Source organism: Aurantibacter crassamenti (assembly GCF_016811105.1).
GTDB classification, from domain to species: Bacteria; Bacteroidota; Bacteroidia; order Flavobacteriales; family Flavobacteriaceae; genus Aurantibacter_A; species Aurantibacter_A crassamenti.
In genome coordinates this window covers 1,005,770-1,021,873 of sequence record NZ_JAFBGM010000002.1, presented here as the reverse complement: position 1 = coordinate 1,021,873, position 16,104 = coordinate 1,005,770, and the positions used below count along the sequence as shown (strand labels likewise).

Genomic DNA, 16,104 nt, shown 5'->3' with positions numbered 1-16,104 from the left:
TTATTTAAGAAGTATTAGAATACAGTTTATTGATTTGTAAATGAAAAAAATATTACTTGTTCGTCATGGAAAATCATCATGGGAATATTCGGTTAGTGATCGAGATAGGCCACTTTCCGAAAGGGGAATAAATGATGCCTTATTAGTAAGTACAGAAGTGCTTTCTAATAATCTTGAAATTGATGCAGTGTATTCAAGTCCGGCGAATAGAGCATTACATACATGTACCATTTTTTTGAGACAATTAAATTTTCCTTTTGAAAAATTAGAAGTTGTAAATGAGCTCTATGATTTTTCAGGTGATGATGTGCTTCAATTTATAAGAAATATTAAAAAAGATATCAATACGGTAATGATTTTTGGGCATAATCATGCCTTTACACATATTGCCAATTCATTAGGAAATACCTATATTGACAATGTTCCTACGAGCGGTTATGTTGCATTAGAATTCAAGGTTGAAGACTGGTCAAAGATTTCAAAAGGAACAACCCTACAAACTATTTTTCCAAAACATTTAAGAGCATGATTAAGTCAAAGAACCAATATATAAATAGAGAAATAAGCTGGTTGAAATTTAATGAGCGCGTACTTCAAGAGAGTGCAGATAAAGATGTGCCGCTAATTGAGAGACTCCGGTTTTTAGGTATTTTTTCTAATAATCTTGATGAATTTTTTAAAGTGCGGTATGCAACTGTCAAGCGTATTTTTGATGCGGGTAAAACTGGTAAGAGTGTGCTGGGTGGTGATATTGCAAAAGATCTTTTAGAAGAGATTACTGATATTGTGATTCGGCAGCAATCTGAAAGTCTTGAAATTCTAAAAGATATTGAAGAAGAATTAGAGCAGCAAGATATTTTCATTTTGCAAGAAGATGAATTAAACGAAAGTCAAAAAAGCTTTATAAAAGAGTATTTTATAAAAAAGGTGAGTCCACGTTTGATGACTATTATCTTAGATGAGCTGACTCAGTTTCCGATGCTAAAAGATACTGCAGCCTATTTAGCGGTGAAAATGGTTTTAGTTGAATCAGATACTACTCAAACTAAAAAAGAAGCTCAATATGCTTTAATAGAAATTCCAAAAGGTATTGAACGTTTTGTGGAGCTTCCTAAAGAAAACGGAAAGAGTTTTATCATTATGCTTGATGACTTAATTCGATATTGCCTTAGAAACATTTTCAACATGTTTAATTATGAATCTATTTCAGCGCATATGATTAAGATTACAAGAGATGCTGAATTAGATATTGACAATGACCTTAGTAAGAGTTTTATCGAGAAAATTTCATCTAGTGTTGAGCATAGAAAAATCAGTGATCCTGTTCGTTTCGTTTATGATAAACAAATAGGAAAAGATACCCTCAAGTTATTGAAGGAAAAAATGATGATTGAAGATGCCGATAGTGTAATACCTGGTGGTCGTTATCATAATAGACGTGATTATATGGGATTTCCTAGTTTAGGAAGAAAAGATTTACTGTATGATAAAATTAAAGCCTTACCTGTAGTTGGACTTAGTTGGGAGGGTAGCTTATTAGAAAAGATTGCCGTTAAAGATTATTTGCAGTATACGCCTTATCATACATTTGCTTATGTTTTAAAATTTTTACGCGAGGCAGCTCTTGATCCTAAAGTGCGCACTATTAAATTAACAGTTTACCGTTTAGCAAATAATTCTCAAGTTGCTTCTGCTTTAATTAATGCGGCCAAGAACGGTAAAAAAGTTACAGTGCAGATAGAACTTCAAGCGCGTTTTGATGAACAAGCAAATATTGAATATGCAGAACAGTTACAAGCGGAAGGCGTAAAGCTAATTTTTGGTGTTCCTGGCTTAAAAGTGCACAGTAAAATCTGTGTAATTGAGCGTGAAGAAAGTGAAGGTATAAAACGTTATGCGTTTATAAGTACAGGCAATTTTAATGAATCAACCGCTAAAATTTATACGGATTATACTTTGTTTACGGCTCATCCGCCAATTGTAAAAGAATTAAATAAGGTTTTTGAATTCTTTGAGACAACCTATAAAATTAAAAAATTCAAGCATTTAATTGTTTCTCCACATTACACAGAAAGTAAGTTTAAGAAGTTAATTAATGAGGAAATTGCAAATGCTATTACGGGTAAAGAAGCATTCATAAAAATTAGAATGAACAGTTTTACCTCTTATAAAATGATTGATAAATTGTATGAAGCAAGTCAGGCTGGGGTTAAAATACAATTGATTGTAAGAGGGGTATGTTGTTTGATTCCGGGTATAAAAGGACTTAGTGAAAACATTGAAGCAATTAGTATTGTAGATAAATTCTTAGAACACCCTAGAATGTTCATATTCTGTAATGATGGCGATACTAAAGTGTACATTTCATCAGCGGACTTTATGACTAGAAATATTGAAAATAGGGTAGAAGTAGGTTGCCCAATTTATGATGAAGATATTAAGAATGAGCTTTTAGATACATTTGAAATTGCATGGAGTGACAATGTAAAAGCTCGTGTTTTCAATGAAGAGCAAGATAATGCGTATCGAAAAAATGATAAGCCAAAAGTTAGATCACAATTTGCTATGTATGACTATTACCTAAATAAATTAGAAAATTAAAATTAACAGTTATCCATGAATGCTTTCTTGGGTGCCTAAGTTTTTCATGATTTCTGCCTCGTAAATAAGAAGGTCTTGCCATTTTCGGTCAACTTCTTCTTTGTTTCCATATTGGCGGGCGAATTTTAAAAACATCGTATAATGGCTTGCTTCGCTTACCATCAATTTGTGGTAGAAATCTGCTAATTCTTTATCTTCTAGTTCTTCAGAAAGCAAACGAAATCGTTCACAGCTTCTGGCTTCAATTAAGCCTGCATATAAAAGCCTGTGAACAAGTTGGGTTGTTCTGCTGCCTCCTTTAGGAAAGAATTTTATCAGCTTTAAAACATATTCATCTTTTCGGTCACGGCCTAAGGTTTTTCCACGCGAAAGAATTCGATCATGTACCATTTTAAAATGTCCCATTTCTTCTCGCGATAATGCAATCATTTCCTCAATTAATTCTGGGTATTCTGGGAAACTCACAATCAGCGAAATAGCTGTACTTGCTGCTTTTTGCTCACAATACGCGTGATCAGTCAATATTTCATCAATATTTTTCTCAACAATATTAACCCATCTAGGGTCGGTAGGTAGCTTCAGGCCTAACATAAATTCTTCATTTTAAAACAAAAGTAAAAAGAATAACAAGAAAGCGATTTGAAAGTATCATGTTTCATTTGAAAATAGCAGTAAATACTATGATAGTTCATATTTTTTCTTCGGATAAATAGCTTTATTTTTGGAAAACACTTAGCAAAAAAAGTTTTCAACCTCTTTGCACTGGGTACAATTGCCAAACTTAACTAGTATTTTGATGTATTTTAAAGACACAATTTCTCAACTTGAAAATATTATAAAAGCTAATGTTGCGTCTGATACCAAAAACTGGATAGATGGCAAAATAGTAACTATAGTTAACGAGAAGTCTACCAAAGATCTTTATCTAACATATAGTTTAATAGCTTCAAAGGTTACCATAAATGATAATTTCGATACATCGGAGCTACATCAAGATTTTAAAGATTATATCGAAATACAAAATGGAAATATTCGACAGTTAACCAGAATGTATTTACTGGTGAACATTTTGAATGCAGATGAAGATTTTTTTAGTTCGAAAGTGGCTAATATTATTGAGGTAGCTGACACTGGTGAACTAGAAACATTTTTAAAATTTTTGATTTTACTGCCAAATGCTGAAAAGTATAAAATGGTTGCAGTTGATGCCTTACGCACAAATATTTCAACGGTTTTTAATGCGTTGGCGTATAATAATCCGTACCCGGGAATCTATTTTGATGACCAACAATGGAATCAGATGTTCTTGAAAACCGCTTTCATGCAGGGTGATTTAAGTGCTATTTCTGATATAGATAAAAGAGCAAATAAAGACTTAGCTAGAATAATCTCCGATTATGCACATGAACGATGGGCGGCAGGTAGAGATATCGACCCTGATTTTTGGCGGCCTGTAACTAAATTTCTAAGTGCTGAACTTTTAGAAGATATGAAACGATTGCTAAGCAGCGAAAGTAAAATTGAAAATAGAGCAGGAGCTTTGTGTTGTTATCATTCAGACAATCAAGATGCCAAAAACTTATTAAATGGGCATCAAAATTTGATTCAACAAATAGAAAACGCAGCACTTAGCTGGGAAACCATAAAAGAAGAATAATGGAAGATAAAATGATGTTTATTGATCCTCATGTACACATGAGTTCAAGAACAACTGATGATTATGAGGCAATGGCAAAAGCTGGAATTGTTGCACTTATTGAGCCTTCATTTTGGTTAGGTCAACCACGAACTAAGGTGGGGTCTTTTCAAGACTATTACAGTAGTTTGGTCGGTTGGGAGCCTTTTCGTGCAAGCCAATTTGGTATTCAGCATTACTGTACTATTGGATTAAATTCTAAAGAGGCAAATAACGAAGCCTTGGCTGAACAGGTTATTGAGTTATTACCACTTTACGTACATAAAGAGAATGTTGTTGCTATTGGTGAAATCGGATATGACGATCAAACTGCCGCTGAAGACAAGTATTTTAGAATTCAGTTGGAATTAGCTAAGGAGTTAAATATGGTTGTTCAAGTTCATACACCACATAGAGATAAAAAAGCTGGTACCATTAAAAGTATGGAAGTATGCTTAGAACATGGTTTAGATCCTTCAAGAGTTATTATTGATCACAATAATGAAGAAACTGTAGAAGAAGTATTGAATAGAGGTTTCATTGCTGCTTTTACCATTTACCCAAATACTAAAATGGGTAATGAACGAATGGTTGAAGTGGTTAAAAAATATGGAAGTAAAGATATTATAGTTGATAGTTCTGCAGATTGGGGAGTCAGTGATCCGCTAGCTGTTCCAAAAACTGCGGCACTAATGCTCAAGAGTGGTATTGCCAAAGAACATGTGATTAAAACCTGCTATCAAAATGCATTAGACGCTTTCGGTGAAAACGGAAAAATGAAAGAATCGGATTGGATGAATGCTAAAGGCGTCAACCAAACAGAGCTTTTTAATAATAATAGTGTTTTAAGGGGGCAAGACCCAAAAATTGAAAATACTGATAAAATTCACTAATGAGTAGTGTTCTAAAGGGCTATTTACAATTAATGCGGCCTGCAAACCTACCTACAGCAGCAGCAGATATTTTTGCAGGGGTAGCCATTGGGGGTTTATTGGTGAATTTTGAAATAGCATCATTTTCATCTCAATCCTTATTTTTATTGGTTTTTGCTTCAGTTTTTCTGTACGCTGGTGGCGTTGTTCTAAACGATGTTTTTGACTACGAACTAGATGCTGTTGAAAGACCTGAACGGCCTATTCCAAGTGGGTTAATTCCATTAAAAAAGGCCACTGTCTTCGGTACTATTTTATTGTTGATTGGTGTGTTCTTGGCTTTTTTAGTGAATGAATTAAGTGGTTATATTTCTATAGCATTGGCATTAGCTATTGTGCTGTATGATGCTGCATCTAAAAAACATGGTTTTTTCGGACCTTTCAATATGGGACTTTGCAGAAGTTTAAATTTACTCTTGGGCATGTCCGTTTTAGGAGAGCTAACAAACGTATGGTTCGCGATTATTCCGTTGGTATATATTTTTGCAATTACCTTAATAAGTAGAGGAGAGGTTCATGGGGATAATAAAAAACATATTATTTGGGCATCAATTTTGTACGTACTCGTGATTATAGGCGTTATTAGTATAGTGCTGTATAAAACAGATCAAATTATGCATGTAATACCGTTTTTAGGTCTATTTGCGTTTTTGGTTTTTAAGCCATTAATGAATGCCTACCGATTAAATTCGCCCAATAATATTAAAAAGGCTGTTATTGCTGGTGTGCTTTCGCTCATTGTGTTAGATGCAGCATTAGCCGTTGGTTTTTCGTATTGGTGGTATGGTCTGTTAATTTTATTATTATTGCCATTATCAATGCTGCTGTCAAAGATTTTTGCAGTTACTTAAATAAATAAAACATCTTATAAAGTTGATACAATTGAAACCTATAGCGCAATCTTTTTCTGTAGCTTACGAGTATAAATTATACTTTACGGAGTATTTGTTTAATATTCAGAACCCCCAATTTCATACTGTTTTAGAGGGATATAAAAAGAATGAAAAAGTTAAGTTGCTTTTCGTAATTGATGATGGTGTTGCTAAGCATCATCCAAAGTTAGTCGATGATATTAAAGCCTATTGTGACCATTTTCAAAATAACATAGCGCATACAGCAAACATTTTAGTGACTGGCGGTGAGGAATGTAAAAATGATTATGATCAAGTAGAAAAGGTTTTAAGAGGAATTAATGATTTTCATATTGATAGACATTCATTTGTTGTAGCTATAGGAGGTGGTGCTGTAATTGATATGGTAGGTTATGCGGCTGCTGTGGCGCATAGAGGTGTGAAGTTGATACGTATTCCTACCACAGTTTTGTCACAGAATGATTCTGCCGTTGGTGTAAAAAATAGTTTTAATAGCTTCGGTAAAAAGAATTTCTTGGGCACGTTTGCTCCTCCATATGCAATAATTAACGATAGCCATTTTCTAACAACGCTCGAACAACGCGATTGGATTTCCGGTGTTGCGGAAGCGATAAAAGTTGCGCTTATAAAAGACAAAGCATTTTTTGAATACATTGAAACTAATGCCATAAAATTGCAAGAACGTGATATGGAGTCGATGCAATATGTGATTTATAAATGTGCAGAAATGCACATGCATCATATTGCGCAAGGTGGTGATCCTTTTGAAAGTGGGTCTTCAAGACCATTAGATTTTGGTCATTGGGCAGCACATAAGATGGAGCAAATAACCAATTATGAATTAAGACATGGTGAGGCTGTTGCTAAGGGTATTGCCCTAGATGTTACATATACTCAATTATTAGGATTGATAACAGAGTCTGATTTGAATAGGATTATAACCGTGATGGAGCAAATTGGATTTGATTTAGCTATTCCTGTAGAAACCCCAAGTGAAACTGATAATCTTTTAAAAGGACTTCAAGAATTTCAAGAGCATTTGGGAGGTGATCTATGTATTACCTTAATTAACGGAATAGGAGTCAAGCATGATGTTAATGTAATTGATATTGATAAAATGAAAAAGGCAATAGTTCAACTCAATAAAAATTGCGAAATAAAAATTCAAAAATAGATGAAGGTTAATAATACATTTCATTTAAGTTATTGCACTAATATTCATCCTGGTTCTAATTGGGAAAGTACTTTTACAAGTCTGAAAGAATATGTGCCAGGAATTAAAAGTAAGGTGTCGCCAAACGAATCTTTTGGATTGGGACTGCGATTGTCTAACAAAGCAAGTGAAGAATTGAATGAAGGAAATAATTTCACTCAGTTCACAGATTGGCTTTCGCAAAATGATTTATATGTTTTTACAATGAATGGTTTCCCATATGGTAACTTTCATGATGAACGTGTAAAAGATGATGTACATACTCCGGATTGGACTACTCCTGAAAGGTTAATATATACAAAGCGACTTTTTAATCAACTTTCTAAATTGCTTCCTGAAGGTATGTCTGGTGGTATTTCAACCTCACCGATAAGCTATAAATACTGGCATAAATCCGAAGAAGAAACTAAGAAGGCTTTTAAAGTAGGAGCGGAACAACTTGCGGAAATTATTTTACAATTATTAGATATTGAGAATAATACAGGGAAGTATTTACATTTAGATATGGAGCCTGAACCTGATGGTCTTCTTGAAAATAGCGATGAGGTTCTTGATTTTTTTGACACTTATTTAGTGCCAATAGCATCAGAAATCCTTAGAGCACGAACCGATATTGAAGACCAAAAGTTGGAAGAGGTTATAAAACGATATATAACAGTTTGTTATGACATATGCCATTTTTCATTGGCTTTTGAAGAACCTGAAGAAACGTTTAAGAAATTTGCAGATGCCGGTTTAAATATCGGTAAGATTCAAGTAAGTGCAGCTTTGAAGATTTTGTACACAGAAGCTGATGCTGATGAAATATGGAATTCTTTAGCTCGTTTTGATGAGCCTACCTATTTACATCAAGTAACAGAACAAATTGATGGTAAGGTAAAAACCTATAATGATTTGCCAATCGTTTTAGAAAGCAGAAAAGAATTTACTGAAATGCGTGCCCATTTTCATGTGCCCATTTTTTTAGAGCAGTTCGGAAAGTTATTTTCAACGCAAGACCACATTTTAAAAGTTGTAGAGCATTTAAAAACAAACCCAGTTTCTGACCATTTAGAAATTGAAACGTATACTTGGGATGTGCTTCCTAAAGAATTAAAAAGAGATCTATCTGAGTCTATTATTCGAGAGATTGAATGGCTTAAAGAAAGACTATAAGACGAAATGCAGAAAACAGTAGTCATTAATGTTGTTGGGTTAACCAAGCGCCTCATCGGTGAATATACTCCTTTTATAAAATCTTTTCTGGAACAAGGTAAATCTACATTCGTTACACCCGTTTTACCTGCTGTCACATGTTCTGCTCAGTCTACTTATTTAACAGGAAAGTATCCCAATGAGCATGGTGTTGTGGGTAATGGATGGTATTTCAAAGATGAATGTGAAGTTAAATTTTGGCGGCAATCGAACAAGTTAGTTCAGCGTGATAAAATTTGGGATGAGCTCAAAAAAGCAAATCCCGATTTTACCTGTGCAAATCATTTCTGGTGGTATAATATGTATTCTTCTGCGGATTATAGTACCACCCCAAGGCCTAATTATTTGGCTGATGGTCGTAAAACTCCTGATTTTTATTCACATCCAGCGGAATTAAGAGATACGTTGAAAGCGGAATTAGGCGAGTTTCCATTATTTCAATTTTGGGGACCAAAAACATCAATAAAATCATCACAGTGGATTGCTGATGCGACTATTAAAACAGATAAGCTTCATAATCCCACATTAACTTTTGTGTATTTACCCCACTTAGATTATAATTTACAGCGTCACGGACTCAATTTTGATATAATTTCAAAAGACCTTAACGAGATTGATGCGGTAGTGAAGCAATTGGTAACTTATTATCAAGAACAAAATACAAGTATTGTTTTACTTTCGGAGTACGGTATTACTAATGTGAATAATCCTATTCATTTAAACCGTATTCTGCGCAATGAGGGTTTAATTAGCATCCGAATTGAAAAGGGTTTAGAGCTGTTAGATGCTGGTGCTAGCAAAGCTTTTGCTGTAGCTGATCATCAAATTGCACATATTTATTTAAATGATAAATCATTAAAAGGTAAGGTGAAATCTTTGTTGGAAAAGGTTAAGGGTGTTGAAAAAGTTTTATCTGATGAAGAATTACAAGCTTCTCATTTAGCGCATGAGCGTTGTGGCGATTTGGTTGTTGTTGCAGACGCAGATTCGTGGTTTACGTATTATTTTTGGTTAAATGATGCCGTTGCTCCTGATTATGCACGTATGGTTGACATTCATAAGAAACCAGGCTATGATCCTGTTGAAATGCTTACTGATCCAAAAGATAAATTTGTAATGGCCAAGGTTATTTTCAAGTTGTTGAAAAAGAAGTTAGGCTTTCGAACGGTACTTGATATCATTCCATTGAAGGCGGAGCTAGTTAAAGGTTCTCACGGAAGAATACCAGAAGATACAGATGATTATCCAATTTTAATTTCAAATAATTCGGACCTGATTTCAGAAAAAATGGTAGCTTCAACTGATGTTTATCATATTTTAAAACAACACGTTAACCTAAATTAGTCTAACTAAAATTATAGCATCATGAAGAGTATGTTTAAATTATTAGGATTCATATTCGCGGTCTTATTTATAATTTCAGCTGTACTTCAATATAACGATCCAGATTCGCTTATATGGATAATTATTTGGGCAATTGCAGGGCTAATTTCGTTAGCTTTTGCTTTAAACAAAGTTTCTTTTCTGCCACTATTAATTTCTGGTTTAGCTGCGTTAGTAGGTTTCTTTTATTGCTATCCCGAAAAATTTGAAGGTTTTGAAATAGGAGGAGGAGATATTAAAAATGTAGAAGAAGGTAGAGAAGCCTTTGGCCTTTTGATAATTGCAATTGTTTTACTCGTATTTGCCTTACGAGCGTATAAGGTTAGAAAATTAAAGATCTAAATCAAAAGTTTTGCGCAGCAAGTCAATTGCTGGATTTTTTTCACGCAGTTTCTCATATTTTTCTTCAGGAGTGAAAGCATATTTCTTTGCAACAGCTTCATTCACTGTAATGTTTAGCGAGATTTCGTAATTGTTGAGCTTCTGCTTTAAATACTCCATCAACTCAAACTGTTCGCGCTCAATTTCAGTTTTCATAGTTGCGTTCGGCATCTCAATGCAGAGCTTACTATTTTCTTTTAAAGTTGGAATATCAGAATTCAGATTTGAAGCCAATATTTTTTGACCTTTTGCTTCTATTTTATTTACAAAATCTGCCCAATGCTGTTGCATTTCAGCCTCCGTGAAAGGGTCTTTAGGAAGATCAGCTGGATCTAGGCGAACTTCTTTTTTGTTGAGTGCGTGTTCTTTTTTTGCCTTTAAACTAGAAATAGACAGCCCCGAAACCTTTTTGGTTGGCATTTTAATATTGATTTTTTTGACACTTGGTTTAGTCAAAACATCAGTATTAGTAGGGGGTAGAGGTTCAGAGATAGTTGTAATTTCTTCAACTAATTCTTCGGTAGGTACTGCTTTATTTTCAGCTACTTTTATTTCTTCAGCAACTTTTTCAACCGGCTTTTCAGGTTGTGTTTTTACAATCGGACTTTTTGTTTGTCGGAAATAGGAAGCAGGTACTAATTCAATAGTTTTATTAGCAAGGGCTATTGATTCAGGATTTTTTTTTTCACCCATATATTCTATGGATGCTAATTTCATTAATGCTAGTTCCACTAGCAATCTTTGATTTTTACTTGTGCGATACTTGAGATCACAGTCGTTAGCTACCTCTATTGCTTTTAGTAGAAATTGACTTGAAGTTTTTTTAGATTGTTCTTTGTACTGTTCTTTAGCGTTTTCACCAACTTCTAAAAGTTCAATTGTTTGTTGATGTTGACACACCATTAAATCTCTAAAATGTGATGCAAGACCAGAAATAAAGTGATGGCCATCAAAGCCCAATGCTAAGGTTTTGTTGAATTGTACTAATAAATCAGGAATATTATTTTCTAAGATTAAGTTAGTAGCTTCAAAATACGTATCGTAATCTAATACGTTTAAATTTTCTGTAACTGCTTTTCTAGTCAATTGTTTCCCTGAAAAGCTTACAACACGATCAAATATAGAAAGTGCATCACGCATGGCACCATCCGCTTTTTGAGCGATTATATGTAACGCATCATCTTCAGCTTCAATACCCTGGTTTTCTGCTATATACTTTAAGTATTCCGTAGCATCCTTTACTGTAATTCTCTTAAAATCAAATATTTGACACCTTGAGAGTATTGTGGGTATTATTTTGTGCTTCTCGGTAGTTGCTAATATAAATATGGCATGCTTTGGTGGTTCTTCTAAAGTCTTTAAAAAAGCATTAAAAGCTGCCTGTGAGAGCATGTGAACCTCATCTATGATATAAACCTTGTACTTGCCAACTTGTGGCGGAATACGCACCTGATCGGTTAAATTACGAATGTCATCAACAGAGTTGTTTGAGGCGGCATCTAATTCAAAAATATTAAAAGCAAAATCTTCGTCTTCACTGACCTGTCCATCTTGATTAATGTTCTTAGCCAATATTCTAGCACACGAAGTTTTACCTACACCTCTAGGCCCTGTAAATAATAAAGCCTGTGCCAAGTGATTATTCTCAATGGCATTGGTTAGCGTATTTGTAATAGCTTTCTGGCCCACAACATCTTTAAATGTCTGGGGACGGTATTTACGAGCCGATACTACAAAAGGTTCCAAATTCTAACTTTATTTGATAAGTATACAAATATAAAAATCGCATTGTTTTTATGGATTCTATTTACCATTATTCGATGTTTACTTATCAACAATTGCCCTACCTTTGCTCACAGCAGGCCACCTTATCGCTATTCGCCATTGGCGGATAGAGGAAAGTCCGGACACCATAGTGCAGTATAGCGGGTAACACCCGTCATCCGCCAAAGGCGGAGAGGACCAGTGCAACAGAAAGCAAGTACAGTTCGGCTGTAGTGAAACCAGGTAAACTCTATGCGGTGCAACGTCATGTAAATCAGTGTTTGAGGGCTGCACGCCCAAACTGAAGGGTAGGCGGATTGAGTCTTAGAGTAATTTAAGACCGAGATAAATGATAAGGGCTACACCTCAGGTGTGGAACAGAATCCGGCTTATGGCCTGCTTTTTTTAAAAAAAATTAAATCTGAAAGAAGCTAAAAACACTTCCACCGTATTTTCGCTTATTACTAAAATGCTGCACTTCAGATAAATCAGTATGTGGCGAATGTTCAATAATCAATTGACCTTCTTCAAGAAGCAAATCGTTTTTGAAAACCAACATTACAATTTTTTCAAATTCTTCAGTTGTTAAAGCATATGGTGGGTCAGCAAAAATGATATCTGTTTTACTTTTAACTCTTGATAAATATTTGAAAACATCACTTTTAATCGCTTCAATAGAAAAATCAAGTTCTTTGGTTGTTTTATCTATAAATTTTATGCAGTTAGCATTTGCATCTACCGCCGTAATTTGAGTAGTGCCTCGTGAAGCAAATTCATAACTAATGTTTCCGGTACCTGAAAATAAATCTAACACTGAACAATCTTCAAAATAATAGTGATTGTTTAGTATGTTAAACAGACCTTCCTTGGCCATATCGGTTGTTGGGCGGGTAGGTAGTTTTTTCGGGGCGGTGATTCGCTTGCCTTTATAAGTGCCTGATATTATTCTCATTATAGTGAGCTTAAAACAGTAAAGTCAATAGTTTCAAGTTCGCTATCATCTAACTCGAAATCATAAGTAGAAAGGGTAGGTGTGAAAAGGGATACATCTTTTATGTATTGATAACAAAGATTATATAGGTCATCACCTTTTGCAATGGTACCGAACAATTTTAATGCAACCTGTTCTGTATCCATTTTCAATTGTTCTAAAGTGAATAAAAGGTAATACATAAAATCTTCCTTGGTAACATAGTCATAACTGTTATACAGTAGCAACTTCTTGTTTGAGATTACTGTAAGTTCCATTTGAGACTCAGTTATATGGGCGTAACATGTAGTTTTATTTCCGCCAGAATGATTATTCATTAATGACTCTACCATTACTGTGGTATTATGTTTATAAATAAACTCGCCAAAGAGCTCAAATATATAGTTGTTAATGTTAACAAAAGGCACGTAAACATTACACATGTCAAAATTTTCTAATTCATCAAAGACCACATGGTCATTTGCTAATATCTTTGTGTTGAATTTTAAATAATTGGCAAGTTCGTTCTCGTCAAAAAGTGATTTGGGTACTAAGCTGAAAAGATTATTTCTGTGAATTACTATAATATCTGAAAATTCATTGTCAACTACATTATGTTTTTCACAAATTGCTTTTAATTCTTTTTGAACACCATATGGCGTAAGCTCTTTTTGAAAAATAAGACTTTCAGAAACAAGCATGCTATTGGCAATACTGTCCCATATGCAAAAAGAAAGTCCATTCAAGCTAACTTGAATGGACAGTTTATGAAATTTTTCTATTGACTTATTTATTGATTTTACTGTCATAAATAGGAGGCCAGTTACCGGTATTACTAACTTCGGTTAATGATCCGACTTTGATTTCGCTACCATTTATTTCTTCAACACTCACTTGAGCATTTTCTCTTGCTAATAATTCAGCGGGTTGATCAGCCAAGATAACTTTTTTGGCAACTTTAGCTTCAAATACAGGTGCTTTAAAACCACCTTTATCAACAATGGCTGCTTTCATTTCAAATTTTTCTCCATTAGGAGCACCCGGTACATTCATCATTGTCTTGTAACGATTATCATTTCTAAACAATGAATCTTTAACGGCTACAGAACCTAAAGTGTCAATAAGAATTGTATCAACAGGCATATCAATTTGAAAAGCCTTATTGTATCTTAAAAAAGAAGAATCTCTTTGTTGTGTAATGGTGTAATTGCCAGTATCAACAAAGCTAATTAATGCATTAAAGTCTTTAGCGTATTTCTTGTTTACTGTCTTGTAGGCCTCTTGTGAATCTCGAATATCTTTAAGCTTCGAAACAACTTTGGCAAAACGCTCTTGTTTAACTTTTTTAAATTCAATTGGTCCAGTAACTGAATTGTAAATCATGTAGCCAAAAAAGATACAAGCAATCCAAAGTACAATTTGTATTATAGTCTTCATTTCTATAAGTATTATTTCATTTAGTGGTTAACACAAATCTACAATTTTTTTGCAAACCGCCTAATTTTTTACGATCGATTTTAAACCTACTTTTTTTGCATAAAAACCTATTGTTATCTACGTCTTACTTTATATATGTTCTAAATTCATTTGATATTGAAAAGCGTATTAAATCACCTTATCTTTGATTTTATGGAATCTTTGGCCGACAGTTCTTTACATAAATTAATGATTAAAAGTTTTCCGCATGAGCCTACACCAATTCAAATGTTGGCCTTACAAGAACTTTCTTCTTTCTTAATTTCTAAAGAACGTAGACACATATTCTTACTTAAAGGCTTCGCCGGAACCGGTAAAACAACAATAATAGGTACACTCGTAAATAGTTTATGGGCCTATAAGTTAAAGTCTGTTTTAATGGCACCCACAGGGCGGGCGGCAAAAGTGATGTCTAATTATTCTAAAACAAGAGCATATACAATCCACAGAAAAATTTATGTGCCTAAGAAGGATAATGGTGGAAGTGTCAAATTTGTGTTAGCACCAAACAAACATAGAAATACTGTGTTTTTAGTGGATGAGGCTTCAATGATTCCGGATAGGTCGACAGATTCTAAATTTGGAGAAAATGCATCTTTACTTGATGATTTGATACAATTCGTACACTCAGGACTCAATTGTAAATTAATTTTAATAGGTGACACCGCGCAATTACCACCAGTTAAGTTAGAGTTGAGTCCGGCTCTTGATGCGGATCAAATTCATAGAAATTACGATTTAGAAGTAGTAGGCCTAGAGTTAACCGAAGTGGTGCGACAAGCAGAAGATTCTGGAATTTTAACTAATGCCACACAAATACGAAAACAATTACAAGATGAACTTTATACGTCATTTAAATTTGATGTAGCTGGTTATAAGGATATTGTCCGGTTAGTTGATGGTTATGAAATTCAAGATGCTATAGAACAATCGTATTCTCAAAATGGTAAAGAAGAAACGGCTTTTATTGTTCGCTCTAATAAAAGAGCTAACCTATATAATGGCAATATTCGCAATCAAATTTTATTTCTTGAGAGTGAATTGGCTGTAAGTGACTATATGATGGTCGTAAAGAATAACTATTTCTGGTTAGAACCTACGTCAGAGGCTGGTTTTATTGCTAATGGAGATATTTTAGAAGTTCTTGAAATATTTGCCATTAAAGAACTTTACGGATTCAAATTTGCCGAGGTAAAAGTGCAATTAGTTGATTATCCGAACCAAGGGTCTTTTGAAACAGTTTTAATGCTTGATACTATACAATCTACTACACCGTCACTTTCTTATGAAGATGGAAATTTATTGTATCAAGAGGTGATGAAAGATTACGAAAATGAAACATCTAAGTATAAAAAATTCTTAAAAGTCAAGAATAATAAATACTTCAATGCCTTACAGGTAAAGTTTTCTTATGCAATCACTTGTCATAAATCTCAAGGCGGTCAATGGAATACTGTTTTTGTAGAACAGCCTTATTTACCAGAAGGGCCAGGAAAAGAATATCTGCGTTGGCTTTATACTGCGGTTACACGTGCTAAAAAACAACTATATCTTATAGGTTTTCAGAACGATTTTTTTGTTGAGAATGAATAGATTAAATTCGTAAAGGTTCATTTTATGCACTTTTTTGGAATGAAGTTTGC

15 protein-coding genes and 1 other RNA gene are annotated in these 16,104 nt (G+C 34.1%); 11 read left to right on the top strand and 5 right to left on the bottom strand.

Annotated features, from left to right (window positions below; all coding sequences use genetic code 11):
* Positions 1 to 40: 40 nt before the first annotated feature.
* Together JQC67_RS17015 and ppk1 are read left to right on the top strand one after the other, a co-directional pair.
* Positions 41 to 529 carry a SixA phosphatase family protein gene (locus JQC67_RS17015; RefSeq protein ID WP_203254111.1) on the top strand — a complete coding sequence of 163 codons (489 nt, stop codon included), beginning with the start codon at positions 41 to 43 and terminating at the stop codon, positions 527 to 529.
* Positions 526 to 2,601 (top strand): polyphosphate kinase 1, encoded by a 2,076-nt coding sequence (ppk1, locus tag JQC67_RS17010; RefSeq protein WP_203254110.1) that lies wholly within the window; start codon positions 526 to 528, stop codon positions 2,599 to 2,601. Before JQC67_RS17015 ends, ppk1 begins: the two co-directional genes overlap by 4 nt.
* Before the next feature lie 9 nt (positions 2,602 to 2,610).
* On the opposite strand, the gene miaE is transcribed toward ppk1, so the two are convergent.
* On the bottom strand, positions 2,611 to 3,192 hold the full coding sequence (gene miaE, locus JQC67_RS17005) for a tRNA-(ms[2]io[6]A)-hydroxylase (protein ID WP_203254109.1): 582 nt from the start codon (positions 3,190 to 3,192) through the stop codon (positions 2,611 to 2,613).
* Positions 3,193 to 3,397: 205 nt separating this feature from the next.
* Here miaE and JQC67_RS17000 point away from each other — a divergent pair, with 205 nt between their 5' ends.
* From JQC67_RS17000 to JQC67_RS16970, 7 genes are read left to right on the top strand one after another with little or no spacing between them, the layout of a single operon-like run.
* Positions 3,398 to 4,258 carry an EboA domain-containing protein gene (locus JQC67_RS17000; protein ID WP_203254108.1) on the top strand — a complete coding sequence of 287 codons (861 nt, stop codon included), beginning with the start codon at positions 3,398 to 3,400 and terminating at the stop codon, positions 4,256 to 4,258.
* Positions 4,258 to 5,169 (top strand): TatD family hydrolase, encoded by a 912-nt coding sequence (locus JQC67_RS16995; protein WP_203254107.1) that lies wholly within the window; start codon positions 4,258 to 4,260, stop codon positions 5,167 to 5,169. Before JQC67_RS17000 ends, JQC67_RS16995 begins: the two co-directional genes overlap by 1 nt.
* Positions 5,169 to 6,059, top strand: coding sequence for a UbiA-like protein EboC (gene eboC / locus JQC67_RS16990; RefSeq protein ID WP_203254106.1), 891 nt, complete (start codon positions 5,169 to 5,171; stop codon positions 6,057 to 6,059). Before JQC67_RS16995 ends, eboC begins: the two co-directional genes overlap by 1 nt.
* 22 nt (positions 6,060 to 6,081) lie before the next feature.
* Positions 6,082 to 7,254, top strand: coding sequence for a 3-dehydroquinate synthase (locus JQC67_RS16985; protein WP_238934883.1), 1,173 nt, complete (start codon positions 6,082 to 6,084; stop codon positions 7,252 to 7,254).
* On the top strand, positions 7,255 to 8,448 hold the full coding sequence (gene eboE, locus JQC67_RS16980) for a metabolite traffic protein EboE (protein ID WP_203254105.1): 1,194 nt from the start codon (positions 7,255 to 7,257) through the stop codon (positions 8,446 to 8,448).
* A gap of 6 nt (positions 8,449 to 8,454) precedes the next feature.
* Positions 8,455 to 9,831: an alkaline phosphatase family protein gene (locus JQC67_RS16975; protein WP_203254104.1), complete on the top strand. Its 1,377-nt coding sequence runs from the start codon at positions 8,455 to 8,457 to the stop codon at positions 9,829 to 9,831.
* A gap of 21 nt (positions 9,832 to 9,852) precedes the next feature.
* Positions 9,853 to 10,212, top strand: a complete 360-nt coding sequence (locus tag JQC67_RS16970; RefSeq protein ID WP_203254103.1) for a transmembrane 220 family protein — start codon at positions 9,853 to 9,855, stop codon at positions 10,210 to 10,212.
* Here the strand turns inward: JQC67_RS16970 and JQC67_RS16965 are convergent.
* Positions 10,201 to 11,997 (bottom strand): DNA polymerase III subunit gamma/tau, encoded by a 1,797-nt coding sequence (locus tag JQC67_RS16965; RefSeq protein WP_203254102.1) that lies wholly within the window; start codon positions 11,995 to 11,997, stop codon positions 10,201 to 10,203. The genes JQC67_RS16970 and JQC67_RS16965 overlap by 12 nt on opposite strands.
* 109 nt (positions 11,998 to 12,106) lie before the next feature.
* Here JQC67_RS16965 and rnpB point away from each other — a divergent pair.
* Positions 12,107 to 12,422: RNase P RNA component class A (rnpB, locus tag JQC67_RS16960), an RNA gene on the top strand.
* A gap of 8 nt (positions 12,423 to 12,430) precedes the next feature.
* On the opposite strand, the gene JQC67_RS16955 is transcribed toward rnpB, so the two are convergent.
* Genes JQC67_RS16955 through JQC67_RS16945 form a run of 3 tightly spaced genes read right to left on the bottom strand, consistent with a single transcriptional unit; the run spans position 12,431 to position 14,422 of the window.
* Complete coding sequence (locus tag JQC67_RS16955; RefSeq protein ID WP_203254101.1) at positions 12,431 to 12,967, bottom strand: RsmD family RNA methyltransferase; 537 nt, start codon at positions 12,965 to 12,967, stop codon at positions 12,431 to 12,433.
* Positions 12,967 to 13,794 (bottom strand): DUF3822 family protein, encoded by an 828-nt coding sequence (locus JQC67_RS16950; RefSeq protein ID WP_203254100.1) that lies wholly within the window; start codon positions 13,792 to 13,794, stop codon positions 12,967 to 12,969. Before JQC67_RS16950 ends, JQC67_RS16955 begins: the two co-directional genes overlap by 1 nt.
* Positions 13,772 to 14,422, bottom strand: a complete 651-nt coding sequence (locus JQC67_RS16945) for a hypothetical protein (protein WP_203254099.1) — start codon at positions 14,420 to 14,422, stop codon at positions 13,772 to 13,774. The genes JQC67_RS16950 and JQC67_RS16945 overlap by 23 nt, the downstream gene beginning before the upstream one ends.
* 192 nt (positions 14,423 to 14,614) lie before the next feature.
* Here JQC67_RS16945 and JQC67_RS16940 point away from each other — a divergent pair, with 192 nt between their 5' ends.
* Positions 14,615 to 16,054 carry an ATP-dependent DNA helicase gene (locus JQC67_RS16940; RefSeq protein ID WP_203254512.1) on the top strand — a complete coding sequence of 480 codons (1,440 nt, stop codon included), beginning with the start codon at positions 14,615 to 14,617 and terminating at the stop codon, positions 16,052 to 16,054.
* Positions 16,055 to 16,104: the final 50 nt, after the last annotated feature.

What these genes read in the sequence shown, in the direction of transcription:
- JQC67_RS17015 (WP_203254111.1), top strand. Translation starts at nt 41, where the DNA reads ATGAAAAAAATATTACTTGTTCGTCATGGAAAATCATCATGGGAATAT.
- ppk1 (WP_203254110.1), top strand. Translation starts at nt 526, where the DNA reads ATGATTAAGTCAAAGAACCAATATATAAATAGAGAAATAAGCTGGTTG.
- miaE (WP_203254109.1), bottom strand. Translation starts at nt 3,192, where the DNA reads ATGTTAGGCCTGAAGCTACCTACCGACCCTAGATGGGTTAATATTGTT.
- JQC67_RS17000 (WP_203254108.1), top strand. Translation starts at nt 3,398, where the DNA reads ATGTATTTTAAAGACACAATTTCTCAACTTGAAAATATTATAAAAGCT.
- JQC67_RS16995 (WP_203254107.1), top strand. Translation starts at nt 4,258, where the DNA reads ATGGAAGATAAAATGATGTTTATTGATCCTCATGTACACATGAGTTCA.
- eboC (WP_203254106.1), top strand. Translation starts at nt 5,169, where the DNA reads ATGAGTAGTGTTCTAAAGGGCTATTTACAATTAATGCGGCCTGCAAAC.
- eboE (WP_203254105.1), top strand. Translation starts at nt 7,255, where the DNA reads ATGAAGGTTAATAATACATTTCATTTAAGTTATTGCACTAATATTCAT.
- JQC67_RS16975 (WP_203254104.1), top strand. Translation starts at nt 8,455, where the DNA reads ATGCAGAAAACAGTAGTCATTAATGTTGTTGGGTTAACCAAGCGCCTC.
- JQC67_RS16970 (WP_203254103.1), top strand. Translation starts at nt 9,853, where the DNA reads ATGAAGAGTATGTTTAAATTATTAGGATTCATATTCGCGGTCTTATTT.
- JQC67_RS16955 (WP_203254101.1), bottom strand. Translation starts at nt 12,967, where the DNA reads ATGAGAATAATATCAGGCACTTATAAAGGCAAGCGAATCACCGCCCCG.
- JQC67_RS16950 (WP_203254100.1), bottom strand. Translation starts at nt 13,794, where the DNA reads ATGACAGTAAAATCAATAAATAAGTCAATAGAAAAATTTCATAAACTG.
- JQC67_RS16945 (WP_203254099.1), bottom strand. Translation starts at nt 14,422, where the DNA reads ATGAAGACTATAATACAAATTGTACTTTGGATTGCTTGTATCTTTTTT.
- JQC67_RS16940 (WP_203254512.1), top strand. Translation starts at nt 14,615, where the DNA reads ATGGAATCTTTGGCCGACAGTTCTTTACATAAATTAATGATTAAAAGT.